Source organism: Mucilaginibacter gotjawali, from assembly GCF_002355435.1.
Classification (GTDB): Bacteria; Bacteroidota; Bacteroidia; order Sphingobacteriales; family Sphingobacteriaceae; genus Mucilaginibacter; species Mucilaginibacter gotjawali.
Genome location: NZ_AP017313.1, coordinates 5,736,940 through 5,756,805 on the forward strand (window position 1 = coordinate 5,736,940; position 19,866 = coordinate 5,756,805).

22 protein-coding genes are annotated in these 19,866 nt (G+C 41.7%); 10 read left to right on the forward strand and 12 right to left on the reverse strand.

The window, feature by feature from the left end; genetic code table 11:
* Positions 1-18: 18 nt before the first annotated feature.
* A complete protein-coding gene (gene apaG, locus MgSA37_RS25250; RefSeq protein WP_096356210.1) occupies positions 19-405 on the reverse strand; it encodes a Co2+/Mg2+ efflux protein ApaG in 387 nt (128 codons plus the stop codon).
* A 127-nt stretch (positions 406-532) separates the two neighbouring features.
* The gene (gene dusB / locus MgSA37_RS25255) at positions 533-1,540 is read right to left on the reverse strand and encodes a tRNA dihydrouridine synthase DusB (protein ID WP_096356212.1); all 1,008 of its coding nucleotides are present in this window, start codon (positions 1,538-1,540) and stop codon (positions 533-535) included.
* Between the two features lie 38 nt (positions 1,541-1,578).
* Between dusB and MgSA37_RS25260 the strand changes: the two genes are divergently transcribed.
* From MgSA37_RS25260 to MgSA37_RS25280, 5 genes are all read left to right on the forward strand, one after another.
* Positions 1,579-2,148, forward strand: coding sequence for a hypothetical protein (locus MgSA37_RS25260; protein ID WP_096356214.1), 570 nt, complete (start codon positions 1,579-1,581; stop codon positions 2,146-2,148).
* A 14-nt stretch (positions 2,149-2,162) separates the two neighbouring features.
* A complete protein-coding gene (locus MgSA37_RS25265) occupies positions 2,163-2,531 on the forward strand; it encodes a CPBP family intramembrane glutamic endopeptidase (protein WP_157750735.1) in 369 nt (122 codons plus the stop codon).
* Positions 2,512-2,724, forward strand: coding sequence for a putative signal transducing protein (locus MgSA37_RS25270; RefSeq protein WP_096356218.1), 213 nt, complete (start codon positions 2,512-2,514; stop codon positions 2,722-2,724). The genes MgSA37_RS25265 and MgSA37_RS25270 overlap by 20 nt, the downstream gene beginning before the upstream one ends.
* Complete coding sequence (locus tag MgSA37_RS25275) at positions 2,721-3,551, forward strand: phosphatidate cytidylyltransferase (RefSeq protein WP_096356220.1); 831 nt, start codon at positions 2,721-2,723, stop codon at positions 3,549-3,551. The genes MgSA37_RS25270 and MgSA37_RS25275 overlap by 4 nt, the downstream gene beginning before the upstream one ends.
* Before the next feature lie 270 nt (positions 3,552-3,821).
* Positions 3,822-4,574: a phosphatidylserine decarboxylase family protein gene (locus tag MgSA37_RS25280; RefSeq protein WP_096356222.1), complete on the forward strand. Its 753-nt coding sequence runs from the start codon at positions 3,822-3,824 to the stop codon at positions 4,572-4,574.
* 114 nt (positions 4,575-4,688) lie between these two features.
* Here the strand turns inward: MgSA37_RS25280 and MgSA37_RS25285 are convergent, their stop codons facing one another.
* Complete coding sequence (locus MgSA37_RS25285) at positions 4,689-5,069, reverse strand: hypothetical protein (RefSeq protein WP_157750736.1); 381 nt, start codon at positions 5,067-5,069, stop codon at positions 4,689-4,691.
* Between the two features lie 566 nt (positions 5,070-5,635).
* Here MgSA37_RS25285 and MgSA37_RS25295 point away from each other — a divergent pair.
* Positions 5,636-6,049: a ribosomal maturation YjgA family protein gene (locus MgSA37_RS25295; protein WP_096356228.1), complete on the forward strand. Its 414-nt coding sequence runs from the start codon at positions 5,636-5,638 to the stop codon at positions 6,047-6,049.
* A gap of 173 nt (positions 6,050-6,222) precedes the next feature.
* Here the strand turns inward: MgSA37_RS25295 and MgSA37_RS25300 are convergent, their stop codons facing one another.
* The 6 genes from MgSA37_RS25300 to MgSA37_RS25325 form a co-directional block, all read right to left on the reverse strand.
* Positions 6,223-7,557, reverse strand: a complete 1,335-nt coding sequence (locus MgSA37_RS25300) for an IS4 family transposase (protein WP_096353864.1) — start codon at positions 7,555-7,557, stop codon at positions 6,223-6,225.
* Positions 7,558-7,753: 196 nt separating this feature from the next.
* Positions 7,754-8,830, reverse strand: coding sequence for a PA0069 family radical SAM protein (locus tag MgSA37_RS25305; RefSeq protein ID WP_096356229.1), 1,077 nt, complete (start codon positions 8,828-8,830; stop codon positions 7,754-7,756).
* Positions 8,831-8,859: 29 nt separating this feature from the next.
* Positions 8,860-9,495: a response regulator gene (locus MgSA37_RS25310; RefSeq protein WP_096356230.1), complete on the reverse strand. Its 636-nt coding sequence runs from the start codon at positions 9,493-9,495 to the stop codon at positions 8,860-8,862.
* Positions 9,467-10,291, reverse strand: coding sequence for a sensor histidine kinase (locus MgSA37_RS25315; protein WP_096356232.1), 825 nt, complete (start codon positions 10,289-10,291; stop codon positions 9,467-9,469). The genes MgSA37_RS25310 and MgSA37_RS25315 overlap by 29 nt, the downstream gene beginning before the upstream one ends.
* 69 nt (positions 10,292-10,360) lie before the next feature.
* Positions 10,361-10,933 carry a hypothetical protein gene (locus MgSA37_RS25320; protein ID WP_157750737.1) on the reverse strand — a complete coding sequence of 191 codons (573 nt, stop codon included), beginning with the start codon at positions 10,931-10,933 and terminating at the stop codon, positions 10,361-10,363.
* Between the two features lie 358 nt (positions 10,934-11,291).
* Entirely contained in the window at positions 11,292-11,648 is a 357-nt protein-coding gene (locus MgSA37_RS25325; RefSeq protein ID WP_096356236.1) for a hypothetical protein, read from the reverse strand.
* Between the two features lie 130 nt (positions 11,649-11,778).
* Between MgSA37_RS25325 and MgSA37_RS25330 the strand changes: the two genes are divergently transcribed.
* Complete coding sequence (locus MgSA37_RS25330) at positions 11,779-12,873, forward strand: metallophosphoesterase (RefSeq protein ID WP_096356238.1); 1,095 nt, start codon at positions 11,779-11,781, stop codon at positions 12,871-12,873.
* A gap of 50 nt (positions 12,874-12,923) precedes the next feature.
* On the opposite strand, the gene MgSA37_RS25335 is transcribed toward MgSA37_RS25330, so the two are convergent.
* The 3 genes from MgSA37_RS25335 to rsfS all read right to left on the reverse strand — a co-directional run bounded on the left by MgSA37_RS25335 (position 12,924) and on the right by rsfS (position 16,334).
* A complete protein-coding gene (locus MgSA37_RS25335) occupies positions 12,924-13,562 on the reverse strand; it encodes a LutC/YkgG family protein (protein WP_096356240.1) in 639 nt (212 codons plus the stop codon).
* Positions 13,563-13,700: 138 nt separating this feature from the next.
* Positions 13,701-15,797: an ATP-dependent zinc metalloprotease FtsH gene (ftsH, locus tag MgSA37_RS25340; protein ID WP_096356242.1), complete on the reverse strand. Its 2,097-nt coding sequence runs from the start codon at positions 15,795-15,797 to the stop codon at positions 13,701-13,703.
* Positions 15,798-15,959: 162 nt separating this feature from the next.
* Complete coding sequence (gene rsfS / locus MgSA37_RS25345; protein ID WP_096356244.1) at positions 15,960-16,334, reverse strand: ribosome silencing factor; 375 nt, start codon at positions 16,332-16,334, stop codon at positions 15,960-15,962.
* Between the two features lie 47 nt (positions 16,335-16,381).
* Between rsfS and MgSA37_RS25350 the strand changes: the two genes are divergently transcribed.
* From MgSA37_RS25350 to MgSA37_RS25360, 3 genes are all read left to right on the forward strand, one after another.
* The gene (locus MgSA37_RS25350; protein WP_096356246.1) at positions 16,382-17,152 is read left to right on the forward strand and encodes a biotin--[acetyl-CoA-carboxylase] ligase; all 771 of its coding nucleotides are present in this window, start codon (positions 16,382-16,384) and stop codon (positions 17,150-17,152) included.
* Positions 17,153-17,311: 159 nt separating this feature from the next.
* A complete protein-coding gene (locus MgSA37_RS25355) occupies positions 17,312-17,779 on the forward strand; it encodes a protein-disulfide reductase DsbD domain-containing protein (protein ID WP_446425736.1) in 468 nt (155 codons plus the stop codon).
* 13 nt (positions 17,780-17,792) lie between these two features.
* A complete protein-coding gene (locus MgSA37_RS25360; RefSeq protein WP_096356248.1) occupies positions 17,793-19,499 on the forward strand; it encodes a protein-disulfide reductase DsbD family protein in 1,707 nt (568 codons plus the stop codon).
* Positions 19,500-19,866: the final 367 nt, after the last annotated feature.

Sequence of the window (19,866 nt, forward strand, 5' to 3'; positions counted from 1 at the left end):
TGCAAATTTTCTTTGTCGTTAGTTCATCCGGTAAGGTGCAACCAGGTAAAATTCCGGTATCTGTACGTTGAAAAGTGAGCTATCAACCAGGCGCGACATCTGGTACTCGCCTTTCATGCTGCCCATATCTGTTTTTAAATTACAGCCCGAAACATATTCATGCGAGTGGCCGGGTTCAATTACCGGTTGCTGGCCAACAACACCTTCGCCTTCTACTTCTCTTTTTGCTCCGTTCGAGTCAAAAATATACCAGTGCCTTGAAATTAACCTTACCGCGTAAGTGCCCATGTTTTCAATGGTTACTTTATAAGCAAACATAAAATGGTCGTTTGCCGGGTTAGAATATTCTGGCTGATAGATTGTTTCTACGGAAACTTTGACACCGTCTGTAATTGTAGTAACCATTGTTAGCATTTCAATTTTTCAAATATATACTATCAAGTCAAAAATCAAGCCATTTGAATATAAATTTTTAAAGTTTTTATATTTTGCCAATTCAATAAGCCATTTTTCAAGAACTTAAGACCTGAGCCTAAATACTTTCCGCTGCTAAAGGAGCATACCTGGGGTCGTGGGATATCCCTTCCAGGATCTCCGAAACCTGCTCCAGCGTACCGGCGGTAACCAGTTGCATGCGGTATTCTTTAAAATGCTCAATCCCTTTAAAATAGTTGGAATAGTGCCTTCTCATCTCAAAAATGCCTGTTTTTGGGCCTTTCCATTCTATTGATTTCTGCAGGTGGGTACTACAGGCAGCTATGCGCTCGGCAATGGTGGGTTTATCCAGGTGTTCGCCGGTTTTAAAATAGTGTTTAATCTCCCTGAAGATCCACGGATAGCCTATGGCCGCCCTGCCGATCATCATCCCGTCAACACCAAATTCCATGCGCCAGGCAGCTGCCTTTTCGGGCGAATCGATATCCCCGTTTCCAAAAATTGGAATTTTTATCCGCGGATTTTTTTTAATGTCCCTAATCATTGTCCAATCAGCAACGCCTTTATACATTTGCGCCCTGGTGCGGCCATGAATAGTGAGGGCTTTTATCCCCACATCCTGCAATCGCTCGGCAACTTCATCAACATTTTTGGTATTGTCGTCCCAACCGAGCCTTGTTTTTACGGTCACCGGCAAATGGGTTGCTTCCACCACGGCTTTGGTCATGGCTACCATTTTGTCAATATCCTGTAATAAACTGGCACCGGCGCCGCGGCATGCCACCTGTTTAACAGGGCAGCCATAGTTAATATCCATCAGGTCGGGCCCGGCCAGTGTAGCTATTTCGGTAGCCTCGCGCATATGGTCGATATCGCTGCCAAAAATCTGGATGCCGATAGGGCGCTCATACTCAAATATATCCAATTTTTGCCGGCTTTTGGCGGCATCACGAATTAACCCTTCGGATGAGATAAACTCCGTGTACATCATATCCGCCCCGTTTTGCTTGCAAACAAAACGGAAAGGCGGATCGCTCACGTCCTCCATCGGCGCCAAAAGCAGCGGGAACTCTCCTAAATCAATATTTCCAATTTGTACCGACATACATTATCTTCGTTGCAAATTTACGTATTTTAAGCCGGATGATAAATACACCCTATAAACAACTGAACAATGGTGCAAACCGATTGCACCCTGCCCTTCAGCTACTTATTTTTGGAGCAATATTTATTGGCACGCTGCTGATCTGCAACGTTGCGCTTATTGGTGTTTTCGGCATTAAAGGGATTATGGACATCGCCAGTTTAAATCCTTCAACACCTCATTTAAACAATTCGTTATGGGTGTTACAGTTGGTTGGAACAACACTACCCATCTTTGTAGCGCCGGTATTTTTTGCAAAGGTTATTGTAAATGATGAACATGATTACATCAAACCCGGTATAAACTTTCATTGGGCGCTTTTGGTATTGGTTTTTCTGTTGATGTTTCTATCGAACCCAACAATTGAACTGCTGTCAAATATCAACCTGAAGATGAAATTACCTCATTATTTGAAGGGGCTGGAGGATTGGATGAAGGATAGCGAGAACAGTGCCCAAAAAATAACCGGTATAATGCTGCGGATGAATACCATCTGGGATATGTTGCTGGATTTGTTGCTGATAGGTTTGTTAACAGCTATTGTTGAGGAGTTCATGTTCAGGGGGTGATACAAACCATATTTGTGCGCTGGACCCATAACGTACATGCCGCAGTTTGGATAACGGCTATCCTCTTCAGCGCTTTCCATATGGAGTTTTATGGCTTTCTGCCCCGCGTATTGCTTGGCGTCCTATTCGGTTATTTTGTTGCGTGGAGCGGCAGTATCTGGCCGGCGGTATGGGCGCATTTTATAAATAACGGAACCGATGTGGTGGTGACCTATCTTTACCAGCATAAAACAATTAGCCAAAACCCTGATGACCAGCACCTTTTTAATTACATTGGTTATACTTTCAGCGCTGCGCTTTTGATACTGCTGATGCTGATTTACCGTAAAATTGCTTTAGAAAAAAAACCTTTCCCGGAAGCCGATGGAGAAGAACTGGATTAAAATTTTTACTTCAGTAAATTATTACCAGGCAGAAATGGTAAAACAAGCGCTTGCCGGCTATCATATAGAAAGCGTTATCATTAATAAACAAGATTCATCTCACCGTACATTTGGTGAAATAGAAGTATATATACACCAGGAAGATTTCAGCGACGCTATTGAGGTCATCATCCTTAACCAGGTTAATTTATGAAAACACGCGCCATTACCGGCTTTTTCTTTGTTATTGTTATGCTGGCCTCCGTGCTGCTGGGGCAGTTTGTATTTGTGACCTTTTACCTGATGCTCAGCGCTTTTTGTTTGTACGAGTTTTATAGCCTGGTTACCCAAAACACTGCAAAACCCGATATCGTTTTGGGCATCATCAATGGCATGATGCTTTTTGCAGGTATTGCTGTGCTCATATTTTCGGATAACATTACCCTGTTGCTGAGCTACAAGGCTGCCCACTCATTGCTGTTCCTGATGCCGCTCACTTCGGCGCTGGTGTTTATCAGGCAGTTATATAACAAATCAGCATCTCCGTTTAACAATATTGCCTATACTTACCTGGGTATTGTGCTGGTTATTGTGCCTTTTACTTTTTTCCATGCACTGGCATTCGTGAAAGGGGCCTATGATTTTCATTTCCCGCTGGCATTTTTGATATTGCTATGGGCCAATGATACCGGCGCCTACCTGGTAGGGATGAAATTTGGCCGCACAAAATTATTTGAGCGGCATTCACCCAAAAAAACATGGGAAGGCTTTATAGGCGGCATCATCATCAGCGCTGGGGTGGCGCTTATCCTTGCGCATTTTTATACTGAACTGCCATGGAACCAATGGGTATCCATCGCCATCATCATTTCCTGCATCGGCACCCTCGGCGACCTGGTAGAATCGATGTTTAAGCGGAGTATTAATGTGAAGGACAGTGGTGGCATCCTCCCCGGTCATGGCGGCCTGCTCGACCGTTTCGACGGCCTCTTCCTTGCGGCGCCCATCGTTTATATGTACTTGTATTTTATTGCTTCTTAGTTTTTAGTCCATAGTCGACGGACCATTGCAAAAAAGGTTGATCGGCCCGCGGTCGGCGCCAAAATTCTGGAACCCGTGAACCACCCGGAACAGATGAATAAACCTGGTACACCTGGTACACAAATAAATTCTGTAATTTACTTGGATTTATAAAGAAATTTTGCTATACAAATAAACCATGCATTCCATGAGCTGCCCCTTGTATTTCATTGCACCACTTCGTCTCTGTTAACCCAATAAAATTATTAATTTTGCAGAAAGAATAAAGCAATGACCATCCATAAAGAAGGATATACCTCCATAGCGCTGTGCGTACTGTTCATTTTTGTACTGAACGCCGTGATCCAGTTTTATTTTCCCGAAGCCCATGTGGTCAAATGGATCGTTTATATACTTTCTTTTGCGCTTTTTGTGATCATCCTGCAATTTTTCCGCAGCCCCGTTTTTCCGGTAGAAACTGATGACAAAATTGTGCTTTGTCCTGCCGATGGCAAGGTGGTAGTAATTGAAGAAACTACTGAAACTGAATATTTAAAAGATAAAAGGATTCAGCTATCGGTATTTATGTCGCCGGTAAATGTGCATGTAAACCGTAACCCGATAGCAGGCGTGGTAAAATATTTTAAATACAACCCGGGTAAATATTTGGTGGCCTGGCACCCCAAATCCTCCACCGAAAACGAACGCACCACCATCGTTATTGAAAACGCTGCAGGTGTGCCCGTTTTGTTCCGCCAGATAGCAGGCGCGCTGGCCCGCCGTATTGTTTGGTATGTAAAAGAAGGCGACAAAGTGGAGCAGGGCCAGCAGTTTGGCTTTATCAAATTCGGCTCGAGGGTGGATGTTTTTTTACCCCTTGGCTCAACCATTAAGGTTGACCTGGGCCAGGTGGTAAAAGGCGGCCGCACCATTTTAGCCGAACTGCCTGCAAAATCCGCACAGCCAAAACCAAAAAAAGAAGCTGACAATGCATTTGAAACCGTTGCTGCGGCAAGGCCGGTAAAAAATACGATCAAAAAGTAAGGGTTCTATTTAATTTACTGAGTTGCTTTTTTGAAGTAGCAGGGAAAATCTCGCTGCCTTTTTGGTATTCAGATTTGATACATAAGCGATTCGACGTTCAGGTACGCCAGCTTTTTATTCCTCAACAATAACTATCCTTCGTGTCGTCTCATTAAAGATCACTTCGGCGGTGCCTTTCTTTTTCTCAATGGTTTTAATCAGCACATGGTCGTTTCTATCTATTATTTTATCATTGTCAATCTCTATATCATAAAAATCTCCGTTTTTTACTTCAGCGAACCCGTTTGCTTTATCTTCAAAATAAGTAACGACTTTTTTTTGAGAATCCCTGTCGTATTCCAGTACATAAGCATCTCTCGCCGCATTCCCCGACCAGCTGACGCCGCTTACCCCAATGTTTAAGCCAGGGCAATAAGCCTTCAGCTTATTTTTGCCTTCGGTAAAAAATTTACATCCTGACAATAGGAATAACAGTGGCAAAAGTGGTATTATCATTTTAAGATTTGAGCCGATTTTCATCCTGGATGGTTTATTGTAGCTTGAAGGTAAGGAAACTTTTAAAAACCCTTAGATTTACGGAGTTTTTAAAACTTCGTAAATCTAATTCCTATTTCTAGTTTTACAATGGTTAGATTGATGCGAATTAAACCTAAAATGAATTCCCAATTAAAGTGTATTTTTATTCTCATGTTGGCATCTGCCTGCGTCAATAATAATCACACAGGTGATAATTCTGTTTCTATTCACAAATCCTGGCGATTTAGAAAGAATTACTCTATACAAAAATTTGCTAACTCAGATTCAGGCAAGATTATCATGATTGACGATGTATTAGATTTTACAAACAAAGACACCTTAAATTTTATCGATAATACTCATAATTTCAGTTCTTTTTACCCTTACAAAATGCAGGGAGATATGATTTTTCTTAAAATAAAGGGCAGAGTCATCGTATACAAAATATTGAAGTTGTCCAACACAGAATTGAACATCTGTAAGTATGAAGAATATAAGACAGTTAAAAAAAACCAACATGTTTTATTTTATGAAGCAATCCAAAAATGACTAAAACACGCCTCACCTGGTTTATCCTGATTATTGTTACTATCATCCTCGGCCTTTTGTCGCGCCACATTGCGGGCATCCCCTTATTCATCGGCGATATTTTATGGGCGACGATGATTTATTTTGGCTTTAGGTTCCTGTTTATTACAAGATCGGTCAAATTTATTGTGATAGCCAGCCTGCTGTTTTGCTATGCCATTGAGTTCAGCCAGCTGTACCAGGCGCCGTGGATCAACAATATCAGGCATACCGTTATAGGTGGCCTTGTGTTAGGCGAAGTGTTTTTGTGGGGTGATCTGCTGAGTTATACCATTGGCGTTGCGATTGGGGTTTTGGTGCAGAAATACATGATAAAATATCCGGATAATTCATGCAGCCGGGGTTACGCACCTACGGCGCGGATCAATTAACAAATTGTTTTTTCTACCGATATTTAGTCCCTAACGGGACTGGTAATTCAAAACTCACTCCCTCACCCCAAAGACTGCTCTGTAGGAGCAAAATATCGGTAGAGTAAAATATCGGTAGAAAAATTAAAATAAGAGGATTGTGTGCCGTAGGTCAATGTCATTAAGTTAAGGATTTAGTAAGATGGTTTAAAGTTTGAAAACGTCCTATGTTTGCTTTTAGATTGTTTGTTTTTCCTGACTCGTTCATAGGATCTGTTGGGTCTCACCGGTAATATATCTCTTATAAAATGAGCGTGTAATATATTCAGGATACGACCAACGTCATTATCTGTAAAAAGAGAGATAAGGTTGATCTTAAGCTTACCGATTGACTTATTTCTATTAACTTTCATAGGATATTTTCTACTTTTTGAGTTTTCGTCTATTGATTGTTGAGCATCTTTTATCAAAACTGAATGTAGATTTGCAGTAAAAACGGTAGCATAGAAGTCCTGTTCAACGGATTCAACCGTTAATCCGCTGAAAGCTTCTAGTTGAAGGATATTCTTTTGAATGGATATATTCGTCTCTACCCCCCATCTCAAGAAGTAAAGCTTTTTGAAGTCGCTATTGGGAAAACCGTCTTCTGCCCATAAGTTTGTCACTAGTACTTCTATTGTTTTTTCAAGCTCAACCCGTACTAGCCTCACTTTTAGCAATGTCTGCCTGGTGATGATGAATCCGCTTTCTTTTAATCCTTCTATGGCCGCTTTCCCTGGTGATAGATGAATAACTTCTGTTTGTTTACCTCTCGCTACAAATTCCTGTACCATACTATGATTATCCTTTCCCCTGATGACGAATTTAATTTCCTTCTCGGCCCAAAGATGTAAGGCGAACATTTTGTAACTGCAAAAATTTCTGTCGTAAATAGCCAGCATATCTTCCTCCAATTCTTCTGTTGCATCGTAGGCCATTGGCACTTCTCCATAACGATAAGGCGCTATTTTAGAATAAAGAACAAGCTGATTGAGCACGTCGTAGTGGTAAAATGTTTTAGCCTGTACAAAATTGCAATTCTGATTACTTGCACCACCAAAATGGCCGTTGAGCACCGGAGTGTTTATTAAGCTTACATTAGAACCATCTGCTGCAATAACTCGTAAGGCTTTCCATTGCCTTATATCCGACCCCGCATAACAGTAAAAACTGCTGCAAAGAACCCTGTTCCAGAGACAAAAGAAGGATGGTTTTAGCTTTATGCGTTGTTGGGTAAAAGCACTTACCGAGCAGGTATTGGGGGCACCTAACTCCTCAAAAAACTTTTCCAACTCTATGCTAAGCGTCTTTTTGCAAAGCTTAACTATCAATAAAACAAGCCGTTCAAAAGGTAATTTTCTATTTCGAGTGAAGTCTTCAGGAGATCTTCGGAAATTATTCAGTAGAGCTTCATTATGTACTATCAATGAAACAAAGCTTTTTAGTTCGGAAATAATTTTTATTCCTATTTTTATCTCGGTCTTGGCCATTAGGGTTGTAGTAGTGTTTTGTGTTTTAGTCGATTCAAAACTACTTGCTGCAATCCTTTTTTGCTTGTCTTTTTCCTAACTTAATAACATGTGAGTCAATTGAGTATCGCTTAACTTAATGACATTGGCCGTAGGTACACAACAATTGAAGCGACTAATTGACAATATAACAACTCACTTAATCAACCGCAATCAACTACTCACCAAATAAACTCACCTGCTTCCCATTCCTCGGCACAAACAAGTCATAGTTAAATGGCGGCATGTCCCTGTCGGCCATAAAGCGGTTGCAGGCCATTTTAAATAACTGGTGGATAGATTCCGCCACCTGCCCTTCCCCGCTCATCCGGCGGCCAAAATCACTGTCGTTCAACTTACCATCGTGGCATGATTTGATCATGTTCAGCACTTTTTCGGCCCTGTCAGGGAATGCTTTGTAAATCCAGTCGCTAAATAGTTCGCCAACACTACCATTCAGCCTGACAATAGTAAAGCCGGCGGCCAAAGCGCCCCTGCCCGCTGCAGCTTTAATAATATTAGGCACCTCATTGCTGTTCAGCCCCGGAATAATGGGGGCCGCCATTACCCGTACCGGTACCCCCTTTTCGGATAGCTTTTCAATAACAGCCAGCCTGCCGGTAGCGGTAACGGTGCGTGGCTCCAGCTTTTGCCTCAGCTGTTCATTAAGGGACGTCATAGAGATGTTTACATGCACCAGGTTCATGGCGGCCAGTTCGGTAATAATATCCAGGTCGCGCAGGATGAGGTTGTTTTTGGTGATGATGCTTACCGGGTTCCGGTACTTTAAAAACAGCTCCAGCAACGACCGGGTAATTTGCAATTTTCGCTCAACCGGCTGGTAACAATCCGTATTCCCGGAAAGCAGGATGCAAACGGGCTTGTAATTTTTTTTATTGAAGTAAGCCTCCAGTAATTCAGGCGCATTTGGTTTGGTGATGATCTTTCGCTCAAAATCAAGCCCGGCGCTAAAACCATAATACTCATGCGTATTGCGGGCATAGCAATAAATACAGCCGTGTTCGCATCCCTGGTAAGGGTTAATGGAATACATGTGGCTCAGGTCGGGGCTATTTGATTCGCTGACGATCTTTTTGGGTGTCTCCACAAATAATTGTGTAGCCGTATTTTCCAGCATCGGCTCATCAAGCCCTTCCATATGTTCTAAAACATATTTGTTTTTTAAAAACTTGTTGTGTGCATTTACCTGTGCCCCGCGCCCTTTAAAAAACTCTGCATTTTCCTCATGTCCCATACAGCAAAAATGCTAAATAATTTAGCATTTTACAACTCTGTCAGTTTGTTTTTTATGGCATATAAAACAAGCCCTACGCGGCTTTTAACATGCAGTTTTTCAAAAAGCTGATCGCGGTAGCCATCAACTGTCCGTACACTGATGCGCATTTGGTCGGCAATTTCTTTATAGGTGAGTTCGGTGGCCACTAATTTTAAAAATTCAACTTCCCTGCTATTTAGCTTATCAAATTCAACCGGGTTATTGATCGAATCGAGCAATAGCCTGGTAACAAATTCAGGATAATATACTTCGCCCTGTGATACCTTTTGCAGGGCCTTTTCAAACTCAATGGGCTCCGAGTCTTTAAGCAGGTAGCCTTTTACCCCCAGTTTGAGCATTGCCAGCACCTTTTCGGCATCATCAAACATGGATAATACGATGATCTGAATTTGGGGATAAGCCGTTTTAAGCCAGCGCGCCGTATTAATGCCGTTCATGCCGGGCATATTAATATCAAGCAAGATGATGTCGGGTCTGAAATCCGGTTTTATTTTGCTGATCATTTCGTCGCCGTTTGAGGCTTCAAAAATGACCGTATACCCTATAAAATTATTAATTAAAGATGCTATTCCGCTTCTGAAAAGGCGGTGATCGTCAACCAATGCTATTTGAATGGTCCTCATCAATATATAAATGTTGTTCTAAAGGGTTTAGGCTAACTTTTATAACGCACCCTTTTCCGGGCGCGCTATTTATTTTTGCAATTGCCCCGATAAGCGCTGCCCTGTTCTCCATATTTCTTAAACCTGCCCCGTCACTCTTCCCGGACATTTCGTCCGAAAAGCCTGCACCGTCGTCTTCGAGGGTCAAATTAAACAATTCGGGGTAATATTGCAAACTGATTTTAAAATGAGTGGCTCCCGCATGCTTAAGCATATTATTAACCGCTTCCTGGAAAATCCGGAAAAGCACCAGTTCGCGCTGTTCACCCAAACCCGTAATTTCGCCGTTGGTAGTAATTTCAGCTTTCACAATCCCGCTTTTATTTAGCCGGTTAACTTCCATTTCAATGGTTTTAAGCAACCCGAGTTTGGTAATGTGTTCAAAACTGAGGCTTTTTGAAAGGTCCTTCAGGTCGTTAATAGCCTGGGCTATTAATTCACGGCTCTCGTTTATTTTTATTTGCTTTTGCTTTTCATCGGCATTGCCAATCATGGCCAGGTCAAGCTTTACAAATGACAATACCTGCGTAATATTATCATGAATTTCGCGGCTTACGTGGTTAAGCGTTTGTTCCTGCATTTCGATCCTGGCTTTTAGCAACTCCTGTCGAAAGATGGATTGAAGATGTTCCTGTTCCTGCTTGTTTTTTAGTTGCCTGTTACGGTATAGAACAATAAAATAAATTATAAAGCCTGCTATGCAGGCAAAAAATGTTGCTGTCAGTAAAATTAAAAATCGCAAATTTTCATCAGGCATAGGGCGCTGTTATTTTTTTATTATCAGTTAAAAGAGCAACACAGATCAATACATGAAATGAGTAAATGATCAGGTACCAAAAAAAGTTATGATGATATCATAATGGGTATGCTCAGCTAAATAATTTGAAAGCCCTAAATTAAAAAACATTGTGGTTGCATAGAATAAAATCGCTGTATTAAACCAAAAAACACTTTGTTTAATAATGTTAATCTTAATGGGGTACATCAGCATCTCTTTAAATAACAATAATGAAAATACGGCGTACAATGTTTGTGTGGGGACGTAAACATTGGTTGGGAACTTCTTTGCAAACGGTTGTAAAAAAATGGTATTTATAAAAAAGAATATTGTAATGACGACGATAGAAACCAGTATCGCTTTTTTTATGGTTTTATTTTTAAAGAGGTAATAGTATATTACCAGGTAAAAAACAAATTCAGCGATGGATTGAACCTGAAGAATGGGGGCGTTATTCCTGTATTTAACCGAAAAGAATTTAGACAAAACACCCAATATACTGACGGCCACCACAGACCATGTTAATATTTTGAAAGGAATTGTCAGCAATTTATAGCGACTGAGTCCGACACCCGCTACTATAAACAGCAGCACGCAATAGAGATATGAAATAATTGTCATCTAATTCGTTTGATTACGGTTACGTGATTAAAATAAACATCAACGCAGTTTTTCAAAAATAACAAAAATGAGGCTGCATGATTGCAGTTGATTTACAGGCCGGTACAAAATAATATTTACTTCTTGTACTACCGCAAACGCTTAATGTTAAAAACAAGTAAAGACAAGCAATGAATAACTCAAAGTACATAGATTATAAATCTTAAAAATATTATCAAGCCATTTTCTGAACGTGCATCTGCGGCAACCTCATTAATAAATGTATAGGAAAATTAAATTGTTAATGATGCCCCGGCTACCCGCCAAACCATCAACATGTATTTGATGCTTTTTATAACACCATGTATTTTAAATATTATTATTGAAGCCAGTTGCTGCACATGGGTGGGCAAGGTGGCGGACCTGCACAAATATCGCCTGTATTTATGTAAGGCGTAGGGGCATCTAACCCGGTGTTAAGCTCAGCGCCCGAATAAAGCAAGGTAAAATAATTACCTGGCTGGCCAACAAAATCAGGGTGCTTCGCCAAAGCGATACTTAGCCCTGCCACATCAGGATTACTGAGCAGGGCCTCTAAACTCTCCCTGTCGATAAAAAAACCATTGAGTAATTGATCGGCAGGCGTAAGCAAACCCGGTCCGTCATCAGATGCGTTTTGTTCCTGGAACTCCTGTATCAGGCTCTTAGCTGAAACAGGATCAATAATTGTTGCCATAGTTAATTAGATTAGGATGATTGAATTAATTGCCCCAATAATACGATATAAGCCCGTGAAATTCACCCCGTGTTTTAACGGTATTTTGCACCGTTTTAACACATTTTTTAAATCTGTATGTTTAATACCTATGCGGCGCTTTTTACAAAAGATATTAAAAAAACCTATTATCGGGCTGGCGGATAAATTTTCATCCCGGCCTGATCAAAAAAGAGTGGACAAGGCCCTTAGCGCACTTTATGAAAAGATTGACAGCGGCGCAGGTAAAAATGGGATCACCATCCCCTTTAATACCGATACTGACAAGTTTATTATTTTTTCGGACCAGCATAAGGGCGCAAGGGATGGCGCTGATATTTTCGCCCGGGCCGAAAAAAATTACCTGGCAGCACAAGCTTACTATTTGGATAACCAGTTTTTCTACATCAACCTGGGCGATAGTGAAGAGCTTTGGGAAAACACTTTCATTACCGTAAAAAAGCACAATAAGGCGACGTTTGAGGCCGAAGCAAACTTTTTAACAAAGAAGCGATTTATAAAAATATTTGGCAACCACGACCTTTATTGGGATAATGACCCCCTCGCCCCTGCCGGTCTTCGCAACATATATCACCAGCCCGTGGCTATTTATGAAGGCATTATCCTTAAAACCACGGTCAATAAGCTTCCCCTGCAAATATACATGACCCACGGGCACCAGGGAGATTTACAAAGTGATGGCAACTGGTTCAGCAAATGGTTTGTTTCGGACGTTTGGGGGCCGCTTCAATCCTATTTAAGAATAAATCCTAATACTCCTTCAACAAACGACGAGTTGAAAACGCTGCACAATAAAATGATGTATCAGTGGAGCTCGAAGCATAAAAACATGCTGCTGATCACCGGGCATACTCACCAGCCGGTCTTTAAATCGTTAACCCACCTTGAGCTATTATATGAAAGGCTGGAGGATGCAAAAAAAGCAAATGACGATAAGGCGGCTGACCAAATAAAAAAGCAAATAGTTAACAGGGAAAACCGTGGCGACAAAATACCCGATTTTAAAGGCTACCTTGATACTTATTTTAACACAGGATGCTGCTGTTTTGATGACGGCGATATTACAGGGATTGAAATTGCCGATGGTTGTATCAGGCTTATCAAATGGGCGTATGGGCCGCACAAAGAAAGCACACGCATGGTTTTGGACGAATGTAAGCTGGCCGGCCTGAAATTGAATTTGTAGTAACGCCATACGTTGCGTATGACTATGCAGCCCAAAAACATTGCGCCTGCCTATCCGTCTAAAAGGAAAACAAACAATTCCCTGGGGCCATGGGCACCCAATACCAGGGTTTTTTCAATGTCGGCAGTGCGGCTGGGGCCGGTAACCGTGGTGATCATTGATGGTAAATTATTACCGTATTTATTTTTTATTTTTTTAAAACCATCCTTCAGGTCCAGCACCAATTGCGAGGTATAGGCCAATACGATATGTACAGGCGGATAAATGCTCAAACGGCGGCCCGCCATCCCTGAGTTTGACAAAATAATACTGCCATTGCGGGCAACCAGGCTTTCGCAAAGTGTAAAACCCACCTCGGCCTGTTCAAAATCTTTATCAGTTTCAAAAAAGGGATATTCAAAGCGGGTTAAAATTTCCTGGAGTGCCGGTTCCCAGCAATATATTTTATGCCAGTTCCGTTCTTCGGCAAGTTCAAGTAAGGTTTCAATAAACTGCACTTCATCTTCGCAAAAAACAAACTGCCCCGATACTGCAGTAAATTGCTCGGCAAAAACCACCTCCAGCATCTCCTCATTCGGGGGGTAATGGGGCAGGTCCTCCAGGTTGGGGTATGGGTTCTCCCGTTTTTCAAGAAGCGCCTTCCGGATCTTCTTCAGAAGTTTCTCTTTCGATGTAGTGATGTCCCTCATTTTTAAGTCCCGAGTCTTAAGTTAAAAGTCTTAAGTCATTTTGCCTGCGGTCAATACGTCATAATTAAAAATCCTGGATCTAAAGTCTTAAATAAATATTTACTCAAGACTTTCGACTCAGGACTTCAGACTTAAATACTATTCCTTTCCCGCTTCTTTTTCAGCAGCGGTATTTTCAACAATACCCTGGGGTTCTAAACCGTTAGGTACCGGTTCAACAACAGCATCGGGCCCGTTTACAAATTTATCATAAGCGGTGCGGTGTTCAAACGGACGTTTGCCTAAAATTTCTTCCAGGTCCGATTGGAACAATACTTCCTTTTCCAATAATTTCATCGCCACATTTTCAAGCCCTTCGCGGTGTGCGTTTATCAGTTCTTTTGTTTTCTGGTAAACTACGTCTACTAAATTACGTACCTCGGCATCTATCAATTCAGCGGTTGTATCAGAATATGGCTTATTAAACTGGTGTTCGCCCTGCGGGTCGTAAAAAGATACATTACCCACCTTATCGTTCATCCCGTAAATTTTCACCATGCCATAGGCCAGGCGGGTAATCCTTTCCAGGTCACTCAGGGCACCGGTAGTTATTTTTCCAAAAACAATGTCTTCCGCAACACGGCCCCCCATGGACAGGATCATATCGTCGATCAGCTCATCTTTGGCAACTAAAAATCTTTCGTTAGGCAAATACTGGGCATAGCCTAATGCGGCAACCCCGCGCGGCACGATAGACACTTTCACCAAAGGATCTGTATGCTCCAAAAACCAACCGGCAATAGCATGTCCGGCTTCATGATAAGCAACAATCCGTTTTTCTTCAGGCGAAATCAGCGTATTCTTTTTCTCCAGGCCACCAATCACTCTATCGATGGCATCCTGGAAATCTTTCATGTCAACTTCTTCCTTGTTTTTACGGGCGGCTATCAAAGCGGCTTCGTTACAAACGTTGGCAATTTCGGCGCCGGCAAAACCAGGGGTTTGCGCCGATAATTTTTTAGGATCGACGCCCTCAGCAAGTTTGATCGGCTTTAAGTGAACTTTAAAGATCTGCTCACGGCCAATCAGGTCGGGTTTGTCAATAGATACCTGCCTGTCAAAACGGCCCGGGCGCAATAATGCGGTATCGAGTACATCAGGGCGGTTAGTAGCTGCAAGGATAATAATACCTGAATCGGTCCCGAAACCATCCATCTCAACCAATAACTGGTTTAATGTATTTTCGCGTTCATCGTTACCGCCTACAATATTGTTTTTGCCACGGGCACGGCCAATGGCATCAATTTCGTCGATAAAGATGATACACGGCGCTTTATCCTTAGCCTGGCGGAACAAATCGCGGACACGGGACGCGCCCACACCTACAAACATTTCCACAAAGTCCGATCCTGACAAGGAGAAGAACGGCACATGTGCTTCACCCGCTACAGCTTTAGCCAGCAAGGTTTTACCGGTACCCGGTGCACCAATCAATAATGCGCCCTTTGGTATTTTACCACCCAGGTTGGTGTATTTTTTGGGATTTTTAAGAAAATCCACAATTTCCATTACTTCCTGTTTGGCTTCTTCCAAACCAGCTACGTCATTAAAGGTAACTGAAACCTGCGCTTCTTTATCAAAAAGTGTAGCTTTTGATTTGCCGATATTGAAGATCTGGCCGCCAGGGCCGCCACCTGCACCGCCTGACATACGACGCATAATAAACAGCCATACTGCTACCAGCAACACTGCCATTATAATACATTGTACAAACCAGTTGGATAAAAGGCTTTCGTGTGCAGGCTCCAGTGATACGGATATCTTTTGCGCGTCTGGCAAGCCTGCCTGGGCATCGTTTATTTCTTTGGTTAAGCCATCAAATGATCCGGCGGTAAAAACATACTGCGGCGCCGCCTCATCTCCGGTAAAACTCAAATTGTCTTTTTCTTTTTTTGCATCAAAGTATTCCGGCTTATTTAAACTTGCCTTTTTCAGAAATACTTCGGCCATTATCAGGTCGCCGCTGCGGTAGGCCGTTACGTGGTCAACATCCTGCCTCTTCAGCATCTGTTCTGAGAAACGCTGAAAAGTGATCGGTTTAAATGTGTTGCCATTTAACAATGTAGCAACTCCAAGCAAAACCACTACAATAATTACATAAAACCACATAATATTGGGTTTCGGTGGTTTTGGCGTTATTTTTTTATTAGGTATTTTCCGTATGGGTTTTGGTTTTTCCAATTTATTATCTTTCATTACAGTTCTTTATTTTTTAACAGCAACGAACCTATCCTAAGCATGTATTTATTTTTTTCACCTTATGATGGATTCATTTCTTTACAAGTTCAAACTTACAATCTTTAATTAACATTCGTATGGTTGTGAACATTGACGTTTGTTAAACATATTTGTTACGCCTTAAGCGCTTTTATACATTTTAATTTCTGCGTCGCCCCACAAATCTTCCATACCATAATATTCACGTTTATCCGTTCTGAAAACGTGAACAACAACATCTACATAATCCAGCAGTATCCATTCGCCAAACTGCAAGCCTTCCTTCTTATAGGGTTCCTGCTGAGTGGCCTTAAAAATTTCTTCCTCAACACTATTTGCTATAGCTTTTACTTGCGTGGCAGATTCGGCATGACATATTACAAAGTAATCGGCAACCGAACTAAATATATTACGAAGGTCTAACCTGATAATATCGTTTCCTTTTTTTTCCTGGATGCCGTGTATGGCTAACTCGGAAATATAAGCAGATTCACTTAACGCTTTGTTTTTTACCATCAAAAAGAATTAGTTTTGAACGATTGTGGTTTCTAATTTATTATACATTGCAAAATAACATAATTTCGGGGTTATTTGTTGGACAAAATTTTGTTCTTCTAAAAGAAGTTGATTCTACCAATAATTTCCTCAAAGAATTAGTGTCAAATTCCAAGCCAGTGATCGAAGGTACGGTCATTATGGCAGAAAATCAATATGCGGGCAGGGGGCAGCAACAAAATGGCTGGTTTGCCGAACCGGGTAAAAATTTAACTTTCAGCGTCTTGTTAAAACCGCATTTTTTACCCGTTACTGAACAATTTGACCTTGTTAGAGCGGTTAGTTTGGGCGTTTTTGATGCATTGGAGCCATTGCTGGGTGCCGGCCTTAAAATAAAATGGCCCAATGATATTTATTACCACGACCGTAAATTAGGCGGAATGTTAATTGAAAATATGATACAGGGCGGACAAATAAAAAACGCCATAATTGGCATAGGACTGAATATTAACCAGGAAAATTTTGCTCCGGGTATGGCAAACCCGGTGTCGGTAAAGCAAATCTTACATAAAGATTATGATTTACGAACTATATTATCAGACATTTGCAGCCATATTGAAGCCTGGTATTTAAAGCTTAAGGCCGGAAAAATTGCCGATGTAAGGAATTCTTATTTATCGCGACTATATTGGTTAAATGAGGAAAAGACGTTCAGGACGAAAGGACAACAGATAACCGGGACGATAAAAAATGTATGTTACAACGGATTATTGGTTGTAGAAAATAATATTGGCGAGGAATTGGAGTTTAGTTTGAAAGAAATCGAGTTTGTACATTAGTTTATTGGTTCACGGGTTCATAGTTGGAGAGCTGTTAAATAATGTTAAAAAGATGCCCGGATTTGTTATTTGCCAGGCAAGTTCAGAATCACAACAGAAACCTCAGATACTTTTACCGGCGAGCATCATGCAATCTGCAAACGATATAAAAATTAAAAAATGTTAAAGATAAAAATGAAGAAAGTGTTATTCGCGGCGGCTTTATTATTCATTAGCGCCGGAGCATTTGCCCAGATTGAAGCGCCGGTGACATGGTCATATGGTGCAAAAAAGATCAGCAGTACCGAAGCCGTTGTATTTTTAAGGGCGACAATAAAGGATGGCTGGCATATTTATTCGCAAACCGTAAAAGACGGTGGCCCCATCAAAACTTCGTTTACTTTTTCGCCTTCAAAAGAATACAGCCTCATCGGCCAGACAACCGAACCCACACCGGTAACCAAATACGAAACAGCATTCAGCATGAATGTGAGCTATTTTGAAAAATCGGTTACGTTTCAGCAAAAGATCAAACTAAAATCTGCTAATGTATCAGTAGTGAAGGGAAAGCTGGAATACATGACCTGCAATGACAAAAAATGCCTCCCACCGGACGATATTGATTTTTCAATCCCTTTAGGTAAATAAGCGGCCGTAAGCAATGACGTATTCCATCAATCGCAATTTTGTAAGGGCCGTTTTTACCCTGCTGGTTTTATTTGCAGTTTTAGTTTCGGGGTTTACACACGCCAACGCTTTCCAGGGTAAAAAGGCAGATACGGTTTCAACCAGTGACGTGCAATTTACCACGATACCTACCGCTGCCGATAGTTTTGCCGCCCGGAAGAAACATTTGGATAGTGTTAAAAAGGCGCAAGCCACCATGTTAAAAGCCAAAGCTTCAGACGCTGATAAAACCCAGTCATTTTGGGCAATATTTATTGCAGGCTTTTTAGGCGGTTTGCTGGCTATAACCATGCCTTGCATTTACCCTTTACTGCCACTTACGGTAAGTTTTTTTACCAAAAAATCAGGCTCCAGATCTAAAGGTATTTTACATTCCCTTTTATATGGACTATCCATCATTGTTATTTATGTGTCCTTAGGATTAATCATCACCTTATTATTTGGGCCGGATGCTTTAAACGCCCTGGCAACCAACGGCATATTTAACCTTTTCTTTTTCCTGCTGCTTGTTGTATTCGGCATCTCATTTTTAGGCGCTTTTGAAATAAACCTTCCAAGTTCATTAGCCAATAAGCTGGACCAAAATTCAGACAGGGGCGGCCTTGTGGGCATATTTTTTATGGCCGCTACTTTGGTTGTGGTATCTTTTTCATGCACCGGCCCATTGGTTGGCAGCCTTTTAGCAGCTGCAGCAACAAAAGGCGACCGTTTAGGCCCCGCTATGGGGATGTTTGGGTTTTCGCTTGCACTTGCGCTGCCTTTCACCCTGTTTGCGCTGTTCCCGTCGGCATTAAAAAGCCTGCCAAAATCGGGCGGCTGGTTAAATAGCATCAAGGTTGTCCTTGGGTTTATCGAACTCGGCTTTTCACTCAAATTTCTTTCAAATGTCGACCTGGCCTATCATTGGAACTGGTTTGATCGCGAGGTCTTTTTATCCTTATGGATCGCTATCGGTTTATTAATGGCCTTATATTTAATTGGCAAAATAAAATTCTCTCACGATAGCGAAGTTACGCACCTTTCCGTTCCGCGTACTTTTATAGCCATTGGAGTTTTTGCGTTTGTTATTTATATGATACCGGGTTTATGGGGTGCACCGCTAAAGGTAATCAGCGGATTTTTGCCTCCCCCGGCTACACAGGATTTTGATCTTACCCGGTCAATGGGCAGCAGCGCGGCAGCACCCGTTCAAAACGTATCTGTTAAAACTAAAAAATACGAAGACATTTTTAAACGCGGCAAACATTTTGGTTTAAATGAATGGTATGACTATGACCAGGCTTTACAGGTATCCAAAGAGCTAAAAAAACCGATATTAGTTGATTTTACTGGTTGGAACTGCGCAAATTGCCGCAGAATGGAAAATGAAGTGTGGCCCGATCCAGGTGTGCGCAGTCGTATGCAAAACGACTTTGTATTACTTGAACTGTACGTGGATGAAAAAGGTAATCTGCCTGAATCAGAATTTTATAACTCACAATTCAGCGGTAAAAAGATAACCACCATTGGCGGCAAAAACAGCGATTTCGAAACGACAAAATTCGAAACTAATTCGCAGCCGTTTTATGTTATAATGGATAGCCAGGGAAACGTATTGGTGCCGCCCCAGGGGGCCAAATTTAGTGTAGACAACTATACAAAATTTTTGGATAGCGGTATAGCGGCTTACAAAAATCAATAGAATTTCTCCGCATAGCGATGGGTTTAAAACCTTGAGTGTTCGAAACATTTCCGACCCTCTGTACGGCTTGCCGTAGAGAGGGTCGGAAAGCAGGCAGGCGAAGCGAAGCGAATCCGGGGTGAGTAAACTTGCCGCCATGCATTGGCGGTAATGTCCGCCAGGGTTGACTCACCCGAACATCGCTACGCTCGTTCACCCTCTCTTTTGCAGGCAAAAAAGAGGATAGCTGCAATTGTTTTTTGTTTTGAACACTCATGGGTTTGAAACGGTTAAAACCACCGCTGTGAAACCGACGATAAAACCCGTTGCTATATAAAACAAGCCCAAATTATTATCTCACCTAATCATTTTTCTCCCGAAAAATTAG